Here is a 17,030-nt window from a genome sequence, read left to right as displayed (position 1 = left end):
GGCTCGCTTGGCTTTTTGTTTGAGATGTTCAATTGAACATAAAGAATAGCAGCCTGAATCCAGCAGGCAAGATAGAAAATTCATTTCACATTCCGCAAATTGAGCATTGTGCCCAATCGGGTTTACCAAAAGTGAGAAAACATGTAATTGTTCAATTGAACTTTTGAGCGGGTGTTGATGACCTGCTTGCAGAAGGACACTGCCGACTCACTGCGTCGTTGCCCTCCGTTTGAGCAATCGTATAAAACGATGCAAAAATGCATAATCGCAAGGCCTGGCGCTCGCTGATTAAGAGCCGAGCCTTTATGCCCAACTACAGGACGAGACGCACGATGTCAGTCGCCTTCAGTCTGCTAACCCCCACAGAAATCGTCTTCGGCCGAGGCAAGATCGCCCAACTGAGCGAGCGGGCGGCAAAGTTGGGTTCGCGGGCTCTGGTTGTCCACGGCAGCAACCCGGATCGGCTTGCTGGGGTGTTCGAGTCGCTGAAGGCGATTGAAATTATTCAAACCCTGGCCGCCACCAAAGAGCCGGGGTTGAATACCTTGCTGGCGTCGATAGAGCAGGGCAAGTCGCTGGGTGTCGACCTGGTGATTGGCATTGGCGGCGGTTCGGTGATGGATTCCGCCAAGGTACTGGCGGTCATGCTGCCCAGCGAGACCGAGTTAATGAGTCATCTGGAGGTGGTTGGTGATGGGCGGCCATTGTCCGCCCAACGCCTGCCACTGATTTTGGTGCCGACTACGTCGGGCACCGGGGCCGAAGTTACCCGTAATGCGGTGATCGATATTCCGGATGCCCAGCGCAAGGTAAGTCTGCGGGATAGTAAGTTACTCCCAGACCTGGCCTTGGTCGACCCGGCCCTCACGGACCGTTGCCCCCGATCGGTCAGCCTGCATTCGGGGCTGGATGCGGTTACCCAGGTGATCGAGCCCTACCTCTCGTCGCGCGCCAATCTGTTCACGGATATGTTGTGCCGGGAGGCGATCCCCAAGGGCCTTCGGGCGCTCAGGCAACTTATGCGAGAGGAATCCGAAGAGGCAAGGGACGCGCTGGCGCAGGTCAGCCTGTTCGGCGGGCTGGCGCTGGCCAATTCCGGGCTGGGCGTGGTGCACGGCATTGCCGGTCCCCTGGGTGGTTTGTGCGGGGCGCCCCATGGTGCCATCTGTGCTGCTCTGTTGCCCGCGGGCATTGCCGCGAACCGCGATGCGGTGGAAAGCGCGGAGCACAAGGCCCGAATCGATCAGGTGATTGGCTGGATTGCTGAGGTATTTGACACCTCCCGGGATGAGGCGCTGCCGCGTTTCCAGGAATGGATTGCCGAAATTGGCGTGCCGGGGTTGGCGTCGATTGGCGTCACCGAGGAGCACATCCTTGCCGCGGCTCAGGCTGCGGCAAGCTCTTCCTCCATGAAGGCCAATCCGGTTGTCTTGTCTTCGGCCACGATTGAACACATCATGCGCCAGTCGTTCTGACCAATCACCGCTAGTGTAAGTGAGGCTTCTGCCTGGCTGCGCGACTCCGAAACCAGATTGAAATTCAGCACCAAAGGAGTAGAACAGAAGGATGCACTCCGTTTTAGCTCTGGCTGATTTTGGGAGACAAATCAAGGATGTTCGCAAAAAGGGACTTTGGTCCGGTCTGCGAGTCACTGATCACTGTATTCAGGCATCTGATCCCACTGTTTATCGTAGAGCGCTTTATCATGTCGCCCCGGCTTTTTTGTGATCCTATCCCTAAATACGCACAAAAAGGGCTTCCCGGCGGGTCGTCTTTTGATACGGTTTAAATACTACTAACCTTCAAGTCAGGAGAAACAAGGCTGTGGTTGAAGGCCAGGGATATCAGGACGTTGGCACTACCGCTGCCAATTCGGAGCAACCCCCGAACCGGCTCCCGTCAGTGAAAGCCCCGCGCGGTTGGTGGTGGGATTTTATTCTCCATGGATGCACCTTTGGGCTTTACACCGCGTTCTGGCTGGTTGGCCGTCTTCGTGAGGTCCGCTCGTTGACTCGGGCGGACGTAACTCCCTGGTTGTGGTTTTTTGTACCGCACTTCGTGCTTGCACAGTTGTTCGCACTACCACGGCTGGTGGGTTATTTGAGGCAACTCGAAAGCGAGTATGGCGTGCCTGCGTGGGGGCGCAGCCGGCAGGCCTGGATGGCTGCCGTCATACTGGTAACAGCCTTTTTTAATATTCAGGAACGAATTGCCACTCCTTTCTGGACGGTTTTGCCGGCGCTCCTGGTTTGGGCAGCCCTGTTCACTGTTCTGGAGGTCCGGTTCAATGCCGTGAAGCGCCGGCTGGACAACGTGGCTTTCCGGGAACGGAAGTACGGTTATAGCTGGTGGGAATGGCTGATTGCCGCTCCCATGGTGTGTGTCACCTTCATTTTTGTGCCTTACCTGAGCCTGGGTTCCTTGGGTATGTATGACGTCAGCGAGTTGCCGGCGGACCAGGCCTATGTTGATCCCGAGGAACGTTTCCGGTTCCCGGTCCCTTCCGAAGGCTGGGTCGAGGTAGAACCGGGTACGTACTCCGAAGACGAGGCCCTGCTGGAACTGCGAGGCCCAATCGAGGACGTTTATGCCATTGTCTACCACTACGAGAATATCAAGCTTGAAGGGCTGGCCTACGATCGCCTGCAGACGTTCCATGAAACCCTTTGGGGCGCCAGCTGCGAGGAATTTCGAAGGTTCCAGGACAGCCGTCTCAGCGTAGTCTCCCAGGTCATCTGCACTGGTAGAGAGATGAATATGCCCTCTATGCTGACCAGCGCCATTGTTGAGAGTCCCCAAGGGCTCTTCGAGCTCATTATTCACATGAACACCCCCCGCTTGTCCTTCCAGGACCGGAAAGCCGAGCTACTCCGCATGACCAGGGAGTTCGAGTCCTTATGAAGTACCTGCTATTGATTCCGCTTCTGCTGGCAGCTGTTGGGGCCATGGCAGAACCGTCGGTGCAGTGGAGCTCTCCTGATCACTCAGACCTGTTGGAGCTGGCGGCGGAGCTCCGGGAAAGCGATGACTTGCCGGACCAGTTAACCCGCCTTGTCCTGAAAACGGACATCCTGATCGATGAGAATACGGTGCGCCGCCGAGTGCGGGACGTGTGGTATTACCCCTCCAGCAGTGATGTCCAGAATAACGGCATGGATCGCATTTTCTTTGACGAGCAGACAGACCAGGTGACCATCCACACGGCGGCTTCAGTTGATGACCGGGAGCGCCTGCATGCATTTGATCCGGGCACTCTCAAGATCACCAACATCGACACCGGCAATACCTTCAGCGACAGGCGACAGGCGGTGATTGCGCTGCCGGGTTTGGGCGCGGGCAGCGTCGCGATGATCGAGTACACCGTTGTCACCGAACGTTCCCGGCTGGAAATGGATTGGGCAGAGATGCTTTATTCCCAGAACAGGGCGCCGATAGGCCTGTGGGAGTTATCGGTACAGTGGCCGGAGGGTGAGTCTCTGCAGTGGGCGGCCGATGGTGAGCGGGTTAGTTGTGACAGGGAGGAGAACCGCCTGGTTTGTTCTGGCGAAGACATTCCGGGTCTCCAGCTGAGTGGCCAACCGAGCTGGCCTGACCTTGTCGACCAGGTGATTGTGGCTGAGAAACGGGAATGGGATCAGATTATCGGCAAGTCCCGTTCAGCATTCGATCAGGCATTGCGTGATACGCGCGGTAGTCAGGCACTGCTGGAAGAACTTGGAATTGAAGCACTTCCCGAATCAGAAAAGATTGCCCGTATACATGCATTTGTGGCCCGGGATATACGCTATGTCTCCATGTCCGAACGCGGTCATACCGTTACGCCCCATTCGGTAGCTTCGACTCTGTTGTCGCGCTATGGAGATTGTAAGGACAAGTCGGCAGTTCTTTACCACCTCCTGCAACGCATTGGTGTTGATGCCTATCCGGTTCTGGTGGCTACGGAGCGGAGTGATCCCGGCCGACTGGTGGTCCCCAGCATGGGCTATTTCGATCACATGGTGGTGTGCTTTGACTGGAATGGAAATAACCGTTGTCTGGATGCGACAGACGCCAGCACGGACTGGAAGCATACGCCGGCCTGGATACAGAGCAAGGTGGCGCTGAAGTTGATGCCGGGCGCCCATCCCACGGTGGTTGATCCCGCGACCTTTCGGTGGAAAGTCGCCGTTGAAAGCGATCTGGATTTCAACCCCGAGGGTGGTGCGCAAGAGCGTCAGAAGCGCACATACCTCGGGGAATATGCCGGTACCATGCGTGACTTTCTTTCCCGCATGAATGAACGAGAGCGCGTCGCCTGGGCCTTAGAGGACTATCAGGAGCAGGTGTCAGAAAGGGTGGAGCCGGAATTCGATTTTGAGGGCACCGATTCTCTCAAGCCAGCGGTCACGATCCGCTCCACTGCCCAATATGACGAGCTTCTCCACGCTGGTGAGCCTTTGTCCTATGTCGAGTACAGTGCCTGGCTTACACAGGAAATCTACAGCCTGTACCTGGAAAATACCGAGCGTGACGAGCGATACCCGGGATTGCGGGTAACAACAAAGTATCGGTTTGATGTCGGACCTGCCTGGTCACTGACGATATTGACGCCTGAGTTAGAGTTTACGCACTCGTTCGGAAGCATGGTCCGGCAGGTAGAGCGCCTGGGAGACGGCCGGCTGGAGGTAGTTACTGAACTGAAGATTCCCCGGCAAATCGTCAGTAAAACTGATGTCTCACAGTTCAACAGCTTTCTTGACTTGCTGGTTCGGGAATCGAAGATCCGGTTTGCCGGCAAGGTTCTGTAGCTTGACAGGGTCTGATTCTATTCATGCTGAATGGTTGTCTCCAGATGAGTGCGGGATGCCGAGTTGCTTGAACCGTTGAGTTGGCAGCAAGAATATGGATTTTCTGGCTAATCATGTTTGCTGGCAGCGGCTTTTTGTCGGGAGTCCTGGGAGCAACCGTGCGCATAATTGCTCTTATTCCTCTGAGTGGAGCCATCGTTCTGATTGTGTTTCTTACCCTTCGCTTACCATTCCTTCAATCGGATAATGAACGCCCTGCTACCTCGACGCGGCAGGCTCGAACAATAGCTTGATATAACTTCGAAGCAGCATGAGTTGGTGGGGCAAAAGGGCCCGCTCTCCGGTTGCCCGACCCAGAACAAGGCCTCCCTCGATGACCGTTGACACCATGTCAGCCAGCGCATCCGGGTCGATTGTGTCCCTGGGTTCGTAACGTTCGTAGATCAGGTCTAAAAGCGTGCGAAACCGCGCACGCCAGCTCAGGACAATTCGCCGGTTCAGTTCCCGGACATCTCGATCAAACAGGCTTTCCTGATAACAGTAGGTTGCCACCAGGCAGCCCGGATATTCATGGGGCAGGTCCTCCATGATCTCCGCCAGCAACTTCAGCCCCACCAGGAATCCCTGCAAAGGGTCCTCAGTCAATTCCCGGCCACGGGCAAACACGTCATCCAGCAGGGCATCCTCACGCGCCATATAGCGCAACAGCAATGCGTGGGCCAACGCGTTCTTGTTGGAAAAATGGTACAGGAAGCCACTCTTGGTTATACCGGCCTCGGCAATCACTTCTTCAATGGAGGTTGCACCAAAGCCCTTCCTCAGGACGGATTTTTCGGTGATGTCCAATAACCGATCACGGGTAGCCTGACCTTTTTCCATCTGCCACCTCCGGGAAACCATACCCTGAGTATGGTTTCCGTGCGGGAACCCCGACCGCCAGTGCCCAAAGGCACGCTTAAGGCTCTGTATGCGATTGTTTTAAAAAGACCTGGAACTTTCAGGTAGAACCATACCATGTGCTCTCTGGTTGCTGTTCGCTTCCAGGTACATCCTGTTCTTAACGGGAAACACCCCGTTAACCCTAAAAAGGAGGATAGCACCATGACAGGCAACGCAGAGACTCTCATTCATGACATCACCGAAACAGATCAAGCGGTGGTAGCGGCATTCGGCGACCGCATGGTGGATACACTGAACTCGGGTGCGCTGGCTCTGATGGTCTCGGTCGGCCACCGCACCGGACTGTTTGACACCATGGCAGAGATGCCCGCTGCAACCAGTGCTCAGATTGCGGAAAGGGCCGGACTGAATGAGCGATACGTCAGGGAATGGCTCGGAGCGATGACTGTCGGCAACATTGTCGAGAATGATCCGTCAGGAAAAACCTATTACCTGCCCCGGGAACACGCTGCCAGCCTGTGCCGGAAGTCACCGACAGACAACATTGCGGTGTTTGCCCAGTATATTCCGCTGCTTGGCTCGGTGGAGGATGACATTGTTCATTGCTTTCGCAACGGAGGCGGCGTTCCCTATGAACGGTTCGAGCGCTTCCACGAGGTTATGGCCGAGGACAGTGGTCAGTCTGTTGTTCCCGCCCTGGAAACAGATATTCTCCCGCTCGTACCAGGCCTTATCGAACGTCTGGAACGAGGTATTCGGGTCCTTGACGTCGGTTGTGGCAGGGGGCGGGCACTGAACAAGCTGGCCAGGCTCTTCCCGAACAGCCAGTTTACCGGGTACGACATATCCGAGGATGCCGTCCGGTATGCCAGCCAGGAAGCCAGGGCGCTCGGGAACGACAACACAACCTTCCAGGTTTTTGACGTCAGTGACCTTGAACACAGCGGGCGGCCCGGCCCTTACCATCTGATCACCACATTCGATGCCGTGCACGACCAGAGGGACCCACTTGCTGTGTTGCGGGGCATCCGCAAAACGCTCGCTGATGACGGTGTTTATCTGGCCCAGGACATCAAGGGGTCAAGCCATCATCACAGTGACAGGGACCATCCGATCGGCCCGTTGCTTTACACCATTTCCTGCATGCACTGCATGACCGTTTCCCTGGCGCAGGATGGTGAGGGACTGGGAGCCATGTGGGGGAGGGAGAAAGCGCTGGAGTATTTTCGTGAATCGGGCTTCCGAAATATCGACGTGCATGAGCTGGAACATGATTTCCAGAACTACTGGTACGTTTGCCGCCCCTGAGCTGCTTCCCTGGCCGGTTGATGTGAAACGTCATCATAGACATGGCGGGAAAGCCCAGATTGGCAAGCCCAGATTACCCTGGAGTTGTCGCCGGGCGAGCATACTCTACAACTACTGGCGGGTTACCATCGGAACGTACTCCACGAGCCTCCTGTGATGTCCGAGAAAATTACCATCACGGTGGAGTAATGGTTGGTCCGAGGCCGGCGTGTTTGTTGGTCTGGGTGGTTTCCAGCAATTTTTCCCAATTTCGGATATAATGGAGGATTGATATTGGCAAATAAGCCAGTATTTAACTTGGGGGAATATGATGAGCAAGAAACCTCAAAAGTCTACATTAACTTCTGCCGAGATTGCGGAGCAGACTGCTGCTTTTTTAAAGTCCGGCGGATCTGTTGAATATGTGGATAAAGGCAAAAGTGGACAATTTGCCTCTACAGGTTCAAAGCAGATTAATCTGAAAAGTGGCCAATGAGTTCACGATAATCGGGACAGATTGGGGTAAATAAATCTGTTCCGATGGTCAGCCCATCACGACCAGGCCTGGTCATAACTTGTGATTCAGCCCGACTGCCTAAGCTAGTCGAGTCCGCTCTGGGCGCGATAACCTGACGGAGTCACTCCAAATCTTGACTTGAATGCCCGGCTGAACTGGCTGGAATCATTGAATCCGCAGGACAGGGCGATGGCGGTAATTTTGTTGCCTCTCTGGCGCAGCAGGTCTTTAGCCCTGATCAAACGTTGCTCCTGGACATACTGGTAGGGCGCACATCCGAAGCTGGCCCTGAAAAGCCGGGCAAAGTGGTAAGGGCTCAGGTTAACCCAGCTGGCCATGTCGGCCAGCGTCAGTGGCTGGCTTACTTGCGCGTTGATACGTTCTTGCAGAAGTCGGCGGTACCGAGGTGAGAACGTGCCCGTGACTACTGGGGGTGCTTGCTGAATGCCGGAGTGCCGGCTGACAACCTGGAGCAGAAGCCACTGAGCGAGGTGGTCCATAGCTATGTTTTGGCCCGGTGCCTGCCAGTCGCTCAGCGTGAGCAGCTTGCCAGCCTGGGCGAGAATAGGGTCTTCGCCATGGTAGAGCTCGTAAAGCTGGAGTTTGTCCGGGTCGGAATCCCAGGTTTGCTCAGCGCATTGAGCAATGTCCAGATCATTGAAGTAGAAATGGAAAAATTCAAACTGTCCGTTGATCTGCCAGGTTGAGCGGCTACCCGCCGGAAACAGACAAACGGCACCGGGAAAGCCCTGACTGACAGTTTTCCCGTTCACTACACGCCTGGCATGTTCACCCTTATCGATATAGATACTCAGTGCATGGTGCCGGGGCCGCTCGTAACGCACTTCGCCCTGGCGATTTTGCCATTGCGCCAGAGCACGCCCGTTATCCAGTTCCAGCATTCTCTGGGGTGCAACGCCAGCGGTTGTCAGGGCATCAACGATATCCCGATGGGCCAGACGTGGTTGTGTCGGCAGATTTGATGCGGATTCAGAGTCAGTGTGCATATCGGGCCTCCGCAAGAATCATCCATGGTTCAGCAGGATCTGACAAGTTTTGGTGTCTTCCCCATCCTATCCTGGGCACCTGATCAACGATTGTTCCCGATAGCTATAGGATTCACGGGTATGCCAATCTCTGCTCATTATGGTTTGACGGTATTGATCTGGGGCCTCACCTGGACGGCGATTCGCCTGCAGGTTGAATCTGCAGCCGTCGACCTGGCCGTTTTCTACCGGTTCCTCATGGCTTCTGCCGTCGCTCTGGTAGTTCTGGCTCTGGTGCGACGCCTGCAGAAACTGACGCTGAAACAGCACAGCTGGCTGGTGCTGCAGGGATTGACCCTCTACAGCGTGAACTTTCTGCTGATCTACCGTGCAGCAGAATCCATGACCAGCGGCCTGCTGGCGGTGGTGTTTTCGCTGGCAGCCCTGTTCAATGCCCTCAATGGCTGGCTTTGGTTGCGGTTGAAACCCACAGCCCGGCTTTACCCTGCGATTTCTCTGGGTATCACCGGTGTGGCTTTGTTGTTCTGGCACGACTTGCAGTTGGGCAATGCCACAGCCACGAGCATCCTGTTTGCGATTGCCGGCACCTTCTGGTTTTCCCTGGGCAACCTGGTCAGCATCAAGGTACAGACGTCGCAGGTGCCTTTGTTCCTGGCGAATGCCTGGGCCATGGTCTATGGAGCGTTGATTCTGGGCCTCTGGTGTCTTGTGCAGGGCGTGGAGTGGGTCTTGCCCACGGTGGCTACCTTCTGGGGTGCAACTGTGTTTCTGGCGGTCCCAGGATCCATCATTGCATTCTATTGCTACATCACGGTGATCCAGACCCTTGGCGCCGACAAAGCCGGCTATGCGACGGTGCTGTTTCCGGTTGTAGCCCTGAGCGTCTCGACCTGGCTGGAGGGCTTTGAGTGGACAGTCACGGCGGTGCTGGGGGCATTCCTGGCGCTGCTTGGGAACTTTGTTCTGTTCCGCACGGCCAGAACATAGCTCAGAGCATGGTGCCGGTGAGCGCTGAGGCTTTGGCCTTTCCCATCTGTTGCGCACACCAGGCCGCTTGGGCAGGAGTTCGATAGCTTGCTGGGGCATTGTCACCACGCCATTTTCTGCTATACAAGGCCAGTAGACACACAGTTGTGTATGACAGCTACGCGAACTCGGGGATCCAGCCTTTCTCGTTCCGGAAAATGGAGTTGATTCATGGAGCCAAAGGACATAGTGGCGCAGTTTATCGCGGATATCCGTGCCCAGCGGCTGGATGAGGCAAAGGCCTTGCTGGCTGCCGAGGGGTTTGAATATGTGGGCCCGAACATGCGTTTCCTGAGCCGGGACGACATGCTGGCCTATCAGTTCGGTATGTTTGCCATCCAGAAAGATCTGGTCCTCCGGCAGCTCAGTGCCGACGGTGAGCATGTGTTTGCGATTCTGGATTATCGTACCTACTTTGAGCCGATCGGGGACGTGCGCCTTGCCGTCTGGTTTCGTGTGCGGGAGGGCAAAATCCAGTGCGTTGAAACTTTCTATAATGCGGCAGTGATTGAAAATATGTTGGGTGGGAGTATGCCGTCAGCTGACTGAAACGCTGCGGGGTTGTCGTGATGCTTCAGAAACTCCGCTAGCTAAAGTAAATCTGATCTGATTATGTCGAACGTATCCAGAATCCGCGCCACGAACTGGTATTTAATTCTTGTTCTTGGGTCTTGCAGCATGTGTTCCACAGTGTAAATGCGTAGCTGAGGTTACCATTAAATTGGAGACGCAAAAGACCAGCGCAACATCTTTTTGGCATTCAGGCTTAAAGGCAGGTTGCGGAACAGAAACCTGCCCCGGTTTTCGATTTACAATAAAAAAGGCAGCCTGAGGCTGCCTTTTTTCATCGCGTATTGGCTGTTATTTACAGGCCAATTACGTTCTCTGCCTGTGGGCCTTTCTGGCCCTGGGTCACGCTGAACTCAACTTCCTGGCCTTCGGCCAGAGTTTTGAAACCGCTACCCTGAATAGAGCTGTAGTGCACAAAGACGTCTGAGCCGCCTTCACGAGAAATAAAGCCAAAACCTTTTGCTTCGTTGAAGAACTTAACGTTGCCGGTAATTGTAGACATAAATAGATATCCTGAAATTAATCATTAATGTGCCGTCAAAAGATCGTTGTGATCTTTGATCAGCGATATGCGGGAAACAAAAAACGTGCAGGATCAAAAACAGGACAAGAGGTGTGACAACACAAAAGGTCTTATTCGTGAAATGCTTTGCTAAATCTTTCCAACGAGTTAGACAGTACGCTAATTAAGCGGTGCTGCATAGCAAAGTTTTAATTGTTTTCTGAAAACCCCCATTCATTTTCTCACTGTCTTCGAAGTTGCGTCCTGCAGAGCCTTGAATAAACCTGTTCCACTGGTCAGAACCTGTAGTTCAGACCAATGGCCAGCAGGTACGAAGATTCGCCGTAGAAGGTCAGGTTGGATTGGGTGTCGCCATAGCCGGCGAAGGAAATGAACGACCAGTCTTCCCATCCAATGAATTCCGCGTATTCGTAGGCAGCGAACAGGCTGAACTCGTCATCCGAACGCTTTTTATTGAACAGCGTGCTTGCGCTGTCCTAGTCCCGACTGGCGAACCCCGCCGTTAACACCAGGCTTTGCCGCCCCAGAAGATTGAACCAGCTGACCGTGTGGTGCCAAAGTAGATCTGCTGCGCCAGTTCCTTGCCAAAGGTGTAGGCAATATTGCCCGGTGGCGCTATCAGGCTTTCTGATTCACTTTGTGCCTTGTTCTCAAGGGATGTGATGGTTGCGTTACCGTCGGTATTGAAATTGGATGCTGAAGACGTACCAAACGCATTCAATGAAACCTCCCCGCTGATGCCTTGCTCGGGAGCCAGCTGCGCGTAACCAGGCAGTGCGATGACCAGGGAGGAAAGTGCCAGATACCTTTTCATTTGAAAGCTCCGGCAATCATGGAGTGGGCAGGCGTTATCAAGGAACGACCTCTGTAATGCCGTATTTACGAGTAAACATGGTCCGGCGGTTCAGCCAGACGATGACGACGGCAATCAGCGCAAACAGATAGGTGTCGTAGGGCTGGGCATCGGGCCAGACGGGATTGATGAGGATGAAGTGAAAAAGTGCGGGGAGGAAAATGCTTCCCCGGGACGCATTGAATAGTGGCGTGACAATAACGCTCAGGGCGATGGTGCCGGTGAAGAAAGGTAAAAATGACCATGCACTTTGCTCGGTGCCGCTCAACAGGAAGGCCGGTGTGTGCCATAGGCCCCAGATGACGCCGATAATGAGGGCCGCCCAGATGGGGGCTATCCTGCGCTGGAGCAGAGGTAGCGCCAAACCACGCCAGCCAAACTCCTCGATCGGGCCTTTAATGGCAATAAAAACAAGGGCGACCAGGAAGGATGAAGCTGAATCAAAGGGAAAGACAAAATCCGAGAGGTTTCCCTTGAGGAGTGAGCCCGCAAAGAATACGAGGGGGACTCCAAGCAATAAAAAGGTATACCAATGCCATGAGCAGCGCCATAGCAGGGCGCGCCCGATGTGCCTGCGCAATCCTTCCAGACCGGACCATCGGAAAACCACAATGAACGCCGATATGGCCGGCGCCCAGACAGCAAGATAGAACAGAGGGTGCTGGCCGGTAATTTCCCCGAACAGGCCAACCATGGTCTCCGGGAGAAAGATATAGGCAGCCAGGATTCCCCAGGCGATGCCGAAGGTCAGTACCAGGAATAGCGTCATGGCCTGAAACGCCTGGACGGGCTTACTCCCGGTTGGCCTCGTCATCTTGGGAGGGATGGGTCGTCGGTTCCTCGGGATCCTGCGATTTGGGCTGTTTCATGAGCGCCATTCCCCCTTGCATCAAGAGGTTTTTGAGCCGGGGGTCTGATTCCTGAACTACGCCAACTGCGAACGCTGTCATGGCCGATTCCAGCGGATTCTCCCGGATGAACTCACGCAACGTGTCGATAGCGGATGTTGTTAAGGCACCTTTGCCCATGCTGCCCGCGGCCGATGAGCTGCTGGCGGTCATCCGCCAGAAGAAGGCGGCGAGAAGGACGACGCAGCCTGAACCAACCACTGCCATGGCCCCGGCCTGCCCCAGGTATGGCAAGAGCGACAGGATGGCGGCCTGGACCAGGAGGTAGAATCCGGTGATCAGAAGGGCGGTAAGCAAAACCAGCGCGAGTATGAACCCCGTAACCGCGGCAACGGCTTTGCGAACCGCTTCCTTCATTGGTGCTGAGTCAGCCATGGTCAGCGATCGAGCAACTTACCAACAAGAACACCTGCCAGGAACATGAGCACGATACTCAGGAAAGGCCGCTCTTCAATCTTGTGCTCAATCTCACTAACCGCCTTTTCACCGGTATCCCTGGCCCTGTTCATTGCGTCGTTGCCGGTTTTCCTGACCTGATCAAACGCCTCACGACTCTCCCGGCGAATTTCATCCCGGAGACTGCTGATGTTGCTTTTCTGACTCTCGGTTACGGAGCGCGTCAGATTGGCCAGATCCTCCCGAAGCTGCTTCAGATCCTGCTGAAGTTGTTTGTACTCTTCCTGGCTGGATTTAGTTTCCATTTTTCATCTCCTGAACCAATGGATTTACCGCCTGAGCGGCGAACGGGTGCCCGCGACACCCGTTAGACTTTTGGACCTTTGCCTCGCAGGGCGTTAACTACCAGTGATACAACCAGCAACACGAGGAAGATGAAAAACAGTATCTTCGCAAAGCCGGCGGCGGCTCCTGCGATGCCGCCAAAACCCAAAACACCCGCGATGATCGCAATGACCAGAAATACGACAGCCCAATAGAGCATCTCCTATCCTCCTTTCATGGGTGTCTTTCAAACATGGCAGGCGATCTCGGGATTCGCAACTTTCAGGGGTGGATGTGGAAGGACAGTAACCGGGAGTCCATCCGGGGACGCTTTCAGGACAATGCGAGGCCTGTCAACGAGGTTCCGTAACTCTTCCCTGGCGAGCATTTCCGAAAAACTCAGTGCCGCGGATTATTTTTATCAGAGTACGACTCTTCATCGGATGCGTTCTCATCCGATGTCAGGTAGTAATCCTTTTCTTCAAAGGTCTTCACCTCAGGATCTTCAATGTTGTTTTTGCGACGGCCCCGATAAAGCCAAAATGCCACAATGGCGCCGATAATGATCAGTACGATCCATTTCATGTCCATTTCCTCCGTTCTTGGCAGTTAACCACTTCCCGTTCAAGCCCCCGCAACAATGTCAGACCTGCAGCCATCAGCAGGCAAGACAAGTGTCGACCCTACGAAAGAGAATAGCAGTTTGGTGTCCGTGGGCTACGAATGAGCGTAAGAAGCAAGTTTGTAGCGGTTTCGAAGCACGCATCGCATTTCTAGTGATAGGCATTGGTCGTTTCCATGGATGGAACAGTGCGAGCCAGAGATACCTCAGGTACCAAATGCCAAATGGGTAGCTCTCCCGGTCCTGCGGTGCCAGCGGGAAGAGGTTGGGAGCGTCGGCGGAGATGTTGCCCAGGATGTTGGTCTGGTCCTTTCGTGCGAGCGGGAGGGTGCCGAGTGTCCAATCCTCCTTGCGGAACTGGATGTCCTGCCAGGAGGGGAGGTCGCGCCATAGGCCTCCGATGCACTCACCGCGCTCCAGAAGCAGCGCGTTCAGCCCGGCGTCTTTGGCATACTTCAGACAGATGACGCCGCCAATGCCCCCGCCCACGATAATCAGATCGAGGCCTTCCTTGGTGTCCATTGGATGCTCCTGCAAATGCGGTGGCATCCCGAAGATGGTAGGGGGTGATCGACGCATTGCGTTCAATTATCAAGCTACACCCTCCTGACGCCCAGCGCCAACATTCTCCGTTTTCCTGACCAAAACCGGCTAACAGTTCCACCATAGTCCTCAAACAGTCTAATAACCCGCTGGTGTTCCCGCTGGAAGGGCGCAGGATGGAGAGAGGAGCCTTACAGGGCAAGGAGATGGCTATGACTACGTTACAGCAAGGAACAATTGACACCTTCAGAGGGCAGTTCGGTGGCCCTGTGTTTGAGCCGGCAGATGCCGGGTATCACGAGGCTCGTCAGATCTGGAACGCCATGATTGACCGGAAGCCGGCGCTGATTGCCCAGTGCCATTCGGCGGAGGATGTGGTGGCTGCGGTCAACTTCGGGCGTGATCAGTCCATGTTGGTTTCGGTCAAGGGCGGCGGGCACAACATCGCGGGCAATGCGGTTTGCGACGATGGCCTGATGATCGATCTGTCTCAAATGAAGGACGTTGAGGTTGATGTTGAGAAACAACGGGCCTTCGTGGGGCCCGGCTGCACACTGGCGGATTTTGACGCGGCTGCCCAGGTGCATGGGTTGGCGACGCCGCTGGGTATCAATTCCACAACGGGCGTCGCAGGCCTGACCCTGGGGGGCGGGTTTGGCTGGCTCAGCCGCAAGTTTGGCATGACCGTGGATAACCTGATTTCTGCAGACATGGTGACCGCCGATGGGCGCCAGACTCGCGCCAGTGCCACTGAGAACCCGGACCTGTTCTGGGGCACCCGGGGTGGTGGCGGTAACTTTGGCATTGTTACCCGGTTCGAGTTCCAGCTGCATTCAGTGGGGCCGGATTTGTTGAGTGGGCTGATGGTATTCCCGTTTAAGCAGGCCCGGTCGGTACTGACGCAGTTTGCGCGTTTCACGGAAATCATGCCCGATGAACTGAATGTGTGGTTGGTGATTCGCCATGCGCCGCCATTGCCCTTCTTGCCTGAGTCGGTTCATGGCGAGCCGATTGTCGCCCTGGCAATTTGCTACGCCGGGGACCCGGAAGTCGGCGAACAACTGATTGCGCCTCTGCGTTCGTTCGGAGACGCGCACGGAGAGCATGTCGGTGTTCAACCCTACGCCAACTGGCAACAGGCGTTTGACCCACTGCTGGCGGACGGTGCACGGAATTACTGGAAGTCCCACAACTTTGTAAAGCTGACCGACGATGTGATCCGCGTTGCGCTCGAGTATGGGGGTAAGCTGCCATCGCCCCACTGTGAGATCTTTATTGCCTCCATTGGCGGTGAAACAGGCCGGGTGGCGCACGACGCCATGGCCTATTCCAGCCGTGACGCAAACTACGTGATGAATGTGCATGGACGCTGGGAAACGCCCGAGGAAGATGAGCATTGCCGCCAGTGGGCGCGCGCATTCTTTAACGCTGCCAAGCCTTATGCCAGCGGTGGCGCCTACATCAACTTTCTGTCCCATGATGAGGCTGACCGGGTCGAGTTTGCGTACGGGCCGGCCTACAAGCGTCTGGTGGAGGTCAAACAGAAGTATGATCCGGAGAATCTGTTCCGGGTGAATCAGAATATTCGGCCTCGTTAGCGGGCACTCGTTGCCTCCCGATGGCACCCTTTCTATACTCCTTCAGGCGGTCCGCTGCCTGATTGCCGTTTGGCGATCGGAACAACTCCAATAAGAAGGAAATCGCTATGTCGAAACGTCGCACACTTCTGGCTGCCGCTGTGGCGGCTACGTTCCTGTTCAGTGGTGCTTCTCACGCCGAGTACAAGGATGAATACACGGTCTCAACAGTTCTCCCGTCTGCCTTTCCCTGGGGCCAGGCTGCTGACAAGTGGGTGGAGTTGGTGAAAGAGCGCTCCGACGGGCGCATCAATATGAAGATTTACAGCAACTCCCAGCTGGTATCCGGTGACCAGACCAAGGAGTTTTCCGCCATGCGTTCCGGCCTGATCGATATGGCGGTCGGTTCTACGATCAACTGGTCGCCCCAGGTGCCGGAACTGAACCTGTTCTCCCTGCCGTTCCTGATGCCCGATTATGCCGCCATTGATTCCATTACCCAGGGCGAGGCGGGCGAGGGGATCTTTGCCGCCATCAAGAAACGCGGCGTGACCCCGCTGGCCTGGGGTGAGAACGGTTTCCGCGAGTTGTCCAATTCCAAGCTGACCATTGATGAGCCGGCTGATCTGGACGGGCTGAAAATCCGCGTTGTGGGTTCTCCGCTGTTCCAGGATACGTTTACCGCTCTGGGCGCCAACCCCACCCAGATGAGCTGGGCCGATGCCAAGCCCGCACTGACCACCGGTGCCGTGGATGGCCAGGAGAACCCGTTGTCGGTATTTGACGTGGCACGTATCGACCAGGTTGGCCAGAAATACCTGACCCGCTGGCATTACATGGCGGATCCGCTGGTATTTGCCGTCAGCAATCAGGTGTGGGACCAGTTCTCCGCCGAAGATCAGGAACTGCTGAAGCAGGCAGCGATTGATGCCGGCCAGTGGGAAATCGAGAAATCCCGTGGCGAAGTGGACGCGACCCTGGCCGCCATCAAGGAGCGTGGCGTGGAAGTCACCGAGTTGACGCCGGAGCAGCGCGAAGCCTTCAAGGAGGCTACGAAAACCGTCTATGAGAAATGGACGTCGCGGATTGGTGAAGATCTCATCAAGCAGGCACAGGAAGCTGTTGCCAACCGCAACCAGTAAGTCAGACCTGCCCCCGCGCCCGCCACCATCGGCGGGCGCTTGTTCCAT

The 17,030-nt window shown here is 55.5% G+C and carries 21 protein-coding genes; 10 read left to right on the top strand and 11 right to left on the bottom strand.

Translation table 11 applies throughout. The features are described 5' to 3' along the window. The first annotated feature begins 332 nt into the window (after positions 1 to 332). From R6W86_RS09345 to R6W86_RS09335, 3 genes are all read left to right on the top strand, one after another. Positions 333 to 1,475 (top strand): iron-containing alcohol dehydrogenase, encoded by a 1,143-nt coding sequence (locus R6W86_RS09345; RefSeq protein ID WP_410329091.1) that lies wholly within the window; start codon positions 333 to 335, stop codon positions 1,473 to 1,475. A 349-nt stretch (positions 1,476 to 1,824) separates the two neighbouring features. Next, positions 1,825 to 2,901, top strand: a complete 1,077-nt coding sequence (locus tag R6W86_RS09340) for a hypothetical protein (RefSeq protein WP_410329090.1) — start codon at positions 1,825 to 1,827, stop codon at positions 2,899 to 2,901. Further along, positions 2,898 to 4,787 (top strand): DUF3857 domain-containing protein, encoded by a 1,890-nt coding sequence (locus tag R6W86_RS09335; RefSeq protein ID WP_410329089.1) that lies wholly within the window; start codon positions 2,898 to 2,900, stop codon positions 4,785 to 4,787. The genes R6W86_RS09340 and R6W86_RS09335 overlap by 4 nt, the downstream gene beginning before the upstream one ends. 258 nt (positions 4,788 to 5,045) lie before the next feature. Here the strand turns inward: R6W86_RS09335 and R6W86_RS09330 are convergent, their stop codons facing one another. Then, positions 5,046 to 5,666 (bottom strand): TetR/AcrR family transcriptional regulator, encoded by a 621-nt coding sequence (locus R6W86_RS09330; RefSeq protein WP_410329088.1) that lies wholly within the window; start codon positions 5,664 to 5,666, stop codon positions 5,046 to 5,048. A 222-nt stretch (positions 5,667 to 5,888) separates the two neighbouring features. Between R6W86_RS09330 and R6W86_RS09325 the strand changes: the two genes are divergently transcribed. The 3 genes from R6W86_RS09325 (at position 5,889) to R6W86_RS09315 (ending at position 7,470) form a co-directional block, all read left to right on the top strand. Beyond that, positions 5,889 to 6,995 (top strand): class I SAM-dependent methyltransferase, encoded by a 1,107-nt coding sequence (locus R6W86_RS09325; RefSeq protein ID WP_410329087.1) that lies wholly within the window; start codon positions 5,889 to 5,891, stop codon positions 6,993 to 6,995. Between the two features lie 72 nt (positions 6,996 to 7,067). Beyond that, complete coding sequence (locus R6W86_RS09320) at positions 7,068 to 7,184, top strand: DUF4399 domain-containing protein (RefSeq protein WP_410329109.1); 117 nt, start codon at positions 7,068 to 7,070, stop codon at positions 7,182 to 7,184. A 121-nt stretch (positions 7,185 to 7,305) separates the two neighbouring features. Then, complete coding sequence (locus tag R6W86_RS09315; RefSeq protein WP_410329086.1) at positions 7,306 to 7,470, top strand: hypothetical protein; 165 nt, start codon at positions 7,306 to 7,308, stop codon at positions 7,468 to 7,470. Between the two features lie 104 nt (positions 7,471 to 7,574). Here the strand turns inward: R6W86_RS09315 and R6W86_RS09310 are convergent, their stop codons facing one another. Next, positions 7,575 to 8,498, bottom strand: a complete 924-nt coding sequence (locus R6W86_RS09310; protein WP_410329085.1) for a helix-turn-helix domain-containing protein — start codon at positions 8,496 to 8,498, stop codon at positions 7,575 to 7,577. A 120-nt stretch (positions 8,499 to 8,618) separates the two neighbouring features. Here R6W86_RS09310 and R6W86_RS09305 point away from each other — a divergent pair, with 120 nt between their 5' ends. Both R6W86_RS09305 and R6W86_RS09300 read left to right on the top strand, forming a co-directional pair. Continuing rightward, positions 8,619 to 9,485, top strand: a complete 867-nt coding sequence (locus R6W86_RS09305; RefSeq protein ID WP_410329084.1) for a DMT family transporter — start codon at positions 8,619 to 8,621, stop codon at positions 9,483 to 9,485. 210 nt (positions 9,486 to 9,695) lie between these two features. Then, positions 9,696 to 10,073: a nuclear transport factor 2 family protein gene (locus R6W86_RS09300; protein ID WP_410329083.1), complete on the top strand. Its 378-nt coding sequence runs from the start codon at positions 9,696 to 9,698 to the stop codon at positions 10,071 to 10,073. Positions 10,074 to 10,389: 316 nt separating this feature from the next. Here the strand turns inward: R6W86_RS09300 and R6W86_RS09295 are convergent, their stop codons facing one another. The 9 genes from R6W86_RS09295 to R6W86_RS09255 form a co-directional block, all read right to left on the bottom strand. Beyond that, positions 10,390 to 10,596, bottom strand: a complete 207-nt coding sequence (locus R6W86_RS09295) for a cold-shock protein (RefSeq protein ID WP_092001675.1) — start codon at positions 10,594 to 10,596, stop codon at positions 10,390 to 10,392. Positions 10,597 to 10,892: 296 nt separating this feature from the next. Then, positions 10,893 to 11,042, bottom strand: coding sequence for a DUF2860 family protein (locus tag R6W86_RS09290; RefSeq protein ID WP_410329108.1), 150 nt, complete (start codon positions 11,040 to 11,042; stop codon positions 10,893 to 10,895). A gap of 77 nt (positions 11,043 to 11,119) precedes the next feature. Then, positions 11,120 to 11,431 (bottom strand): DUF2860 family protein, encoded by a 312-nt coding sequence (locus R6W86_RS09285; protein WP_410329082.1) that lies wholly within the window; start codon positions 11,429 to 11,431, stop codon positions 11,120 to 11,122. Positions 11,432 to 11,468: 37 nt separating this feature from the next. Continuing rightward, positions 11,469 to 12,239 carry a type II CAAX prenyl endopeptidase Rce1 family protein gene (locus R6W86_RS09280; RefSeq protein WP_410329081.1) on the bottom strand — a complete coding sequence of 257 codons (771 nt, stop codon included), beginning with the start codon at positions 12,237 to 12,239 and terminating at the stop codon, positions 11,469 to 11,471. Between the two features lie 22 nt (positions 12,240 to 12,261). Next, a complete protein-coding gene (locus R6W86_RS09275) occupies positions 12,262 to 12,735 on the bottom strand; it encodes a hypothetical protein (protein ID WP_410329080.1) in 474 nt (157 codons plus the stop codon). Between the two features lie 20 nt (positions 12,736 to 12,755). After that, positions 12,756 to 13,079 carry a YqjD family protein gene (locus tag R6W86_RS09270; RefSeq protein ID WP_410329079.1) on the bottom strand — a complete coding sequence of 108 codons (324 nt, stop codon included), beginning with the start codon at positions 13,077 to 13,079 and terminating at the stop codon, positions 12,756 to 12,758. A gap of 62 nt (positions 13,080 to 13,141) precedes the next feature. After that, a complete protein-coding gene (locus R6W86_RS09265) occupies positions 13,142 to 13,318 on the bottom strand; it encodes a DUF1328 family protein (protein WP_410329078.1) in 177 nt (58 codons plus the stop codon). Between the two features lie 179 nt (positions 13,319 to 13,497). Then, on the bottom strand, positions 13,498 to 13,683 hold the full coding sequence (locus R6W86_RS09260; protein WP_410329077.1) for a hypothetical protein: 186 nt from the start codon (positions 13,681 to 13,683) through the stop codon (positions 13,498 to 13,500). A gap of 73 nt (positions 13,684 to 13,756) precedes the next feature. Then, positions 13,757 to 14,242 (bottom strand): NAD(P)-binding protein, encoded by a 486-nt coding sequence (locus R6W86_RS09255; RefSeq protein ID WP_410329076.1) that lies wholly within the window; start codon positions 14,240 to 14,242, stop codon positions 13,757 to 13,759. 233 nt (positions 14,243 to 14,475) lie between these two features. On the opposite strand from R6W86_RS09255, the gene R6W86_RS09250 reads away from it, so the two are divergent. Further along, the gene (locus R6W86_RS09250; RefSeq protein WP_410329075.1) at positions 14,476 to 15,861 is read left to right on the top strand and encodes an FAD-binding oxidoreductase; all 1,386 of its coding nucleotides are present in this window, start codon (positions 14,476 to 14,478) and stop codon (positions 15,859 to 15,861) included. Between the two features lie 107 nt (positions 15,862 to 15,968). After that, positions 15,969 to 16,982 carry a DctP family TRAP transporter solute-binding subunit gene (locus R6W86_RS09245; RefSeq protein WP_410329074.1) on the top strand — a complete coding sequence of 338 codons (1,014 nt, stop codon included), beginning with the start codon at positions 15,969 to 15,971 and terminating at the stop codon, positions 16,980 to 16,982. Positions 16,983 to 17,030 lie beyond the last annotated feature (48 nt).

The organism is Marinobacter sp., assembly GCF_046484525.1.
Lineage (GTDB): Bacteria > Pseudomonadota > Gammaproteobacteria > Pseudomonadales > Oleiphilaceae > Marinobacter.
This window is presented reverse-complemented; position numbering and strand designations above follow the sequence as displayed.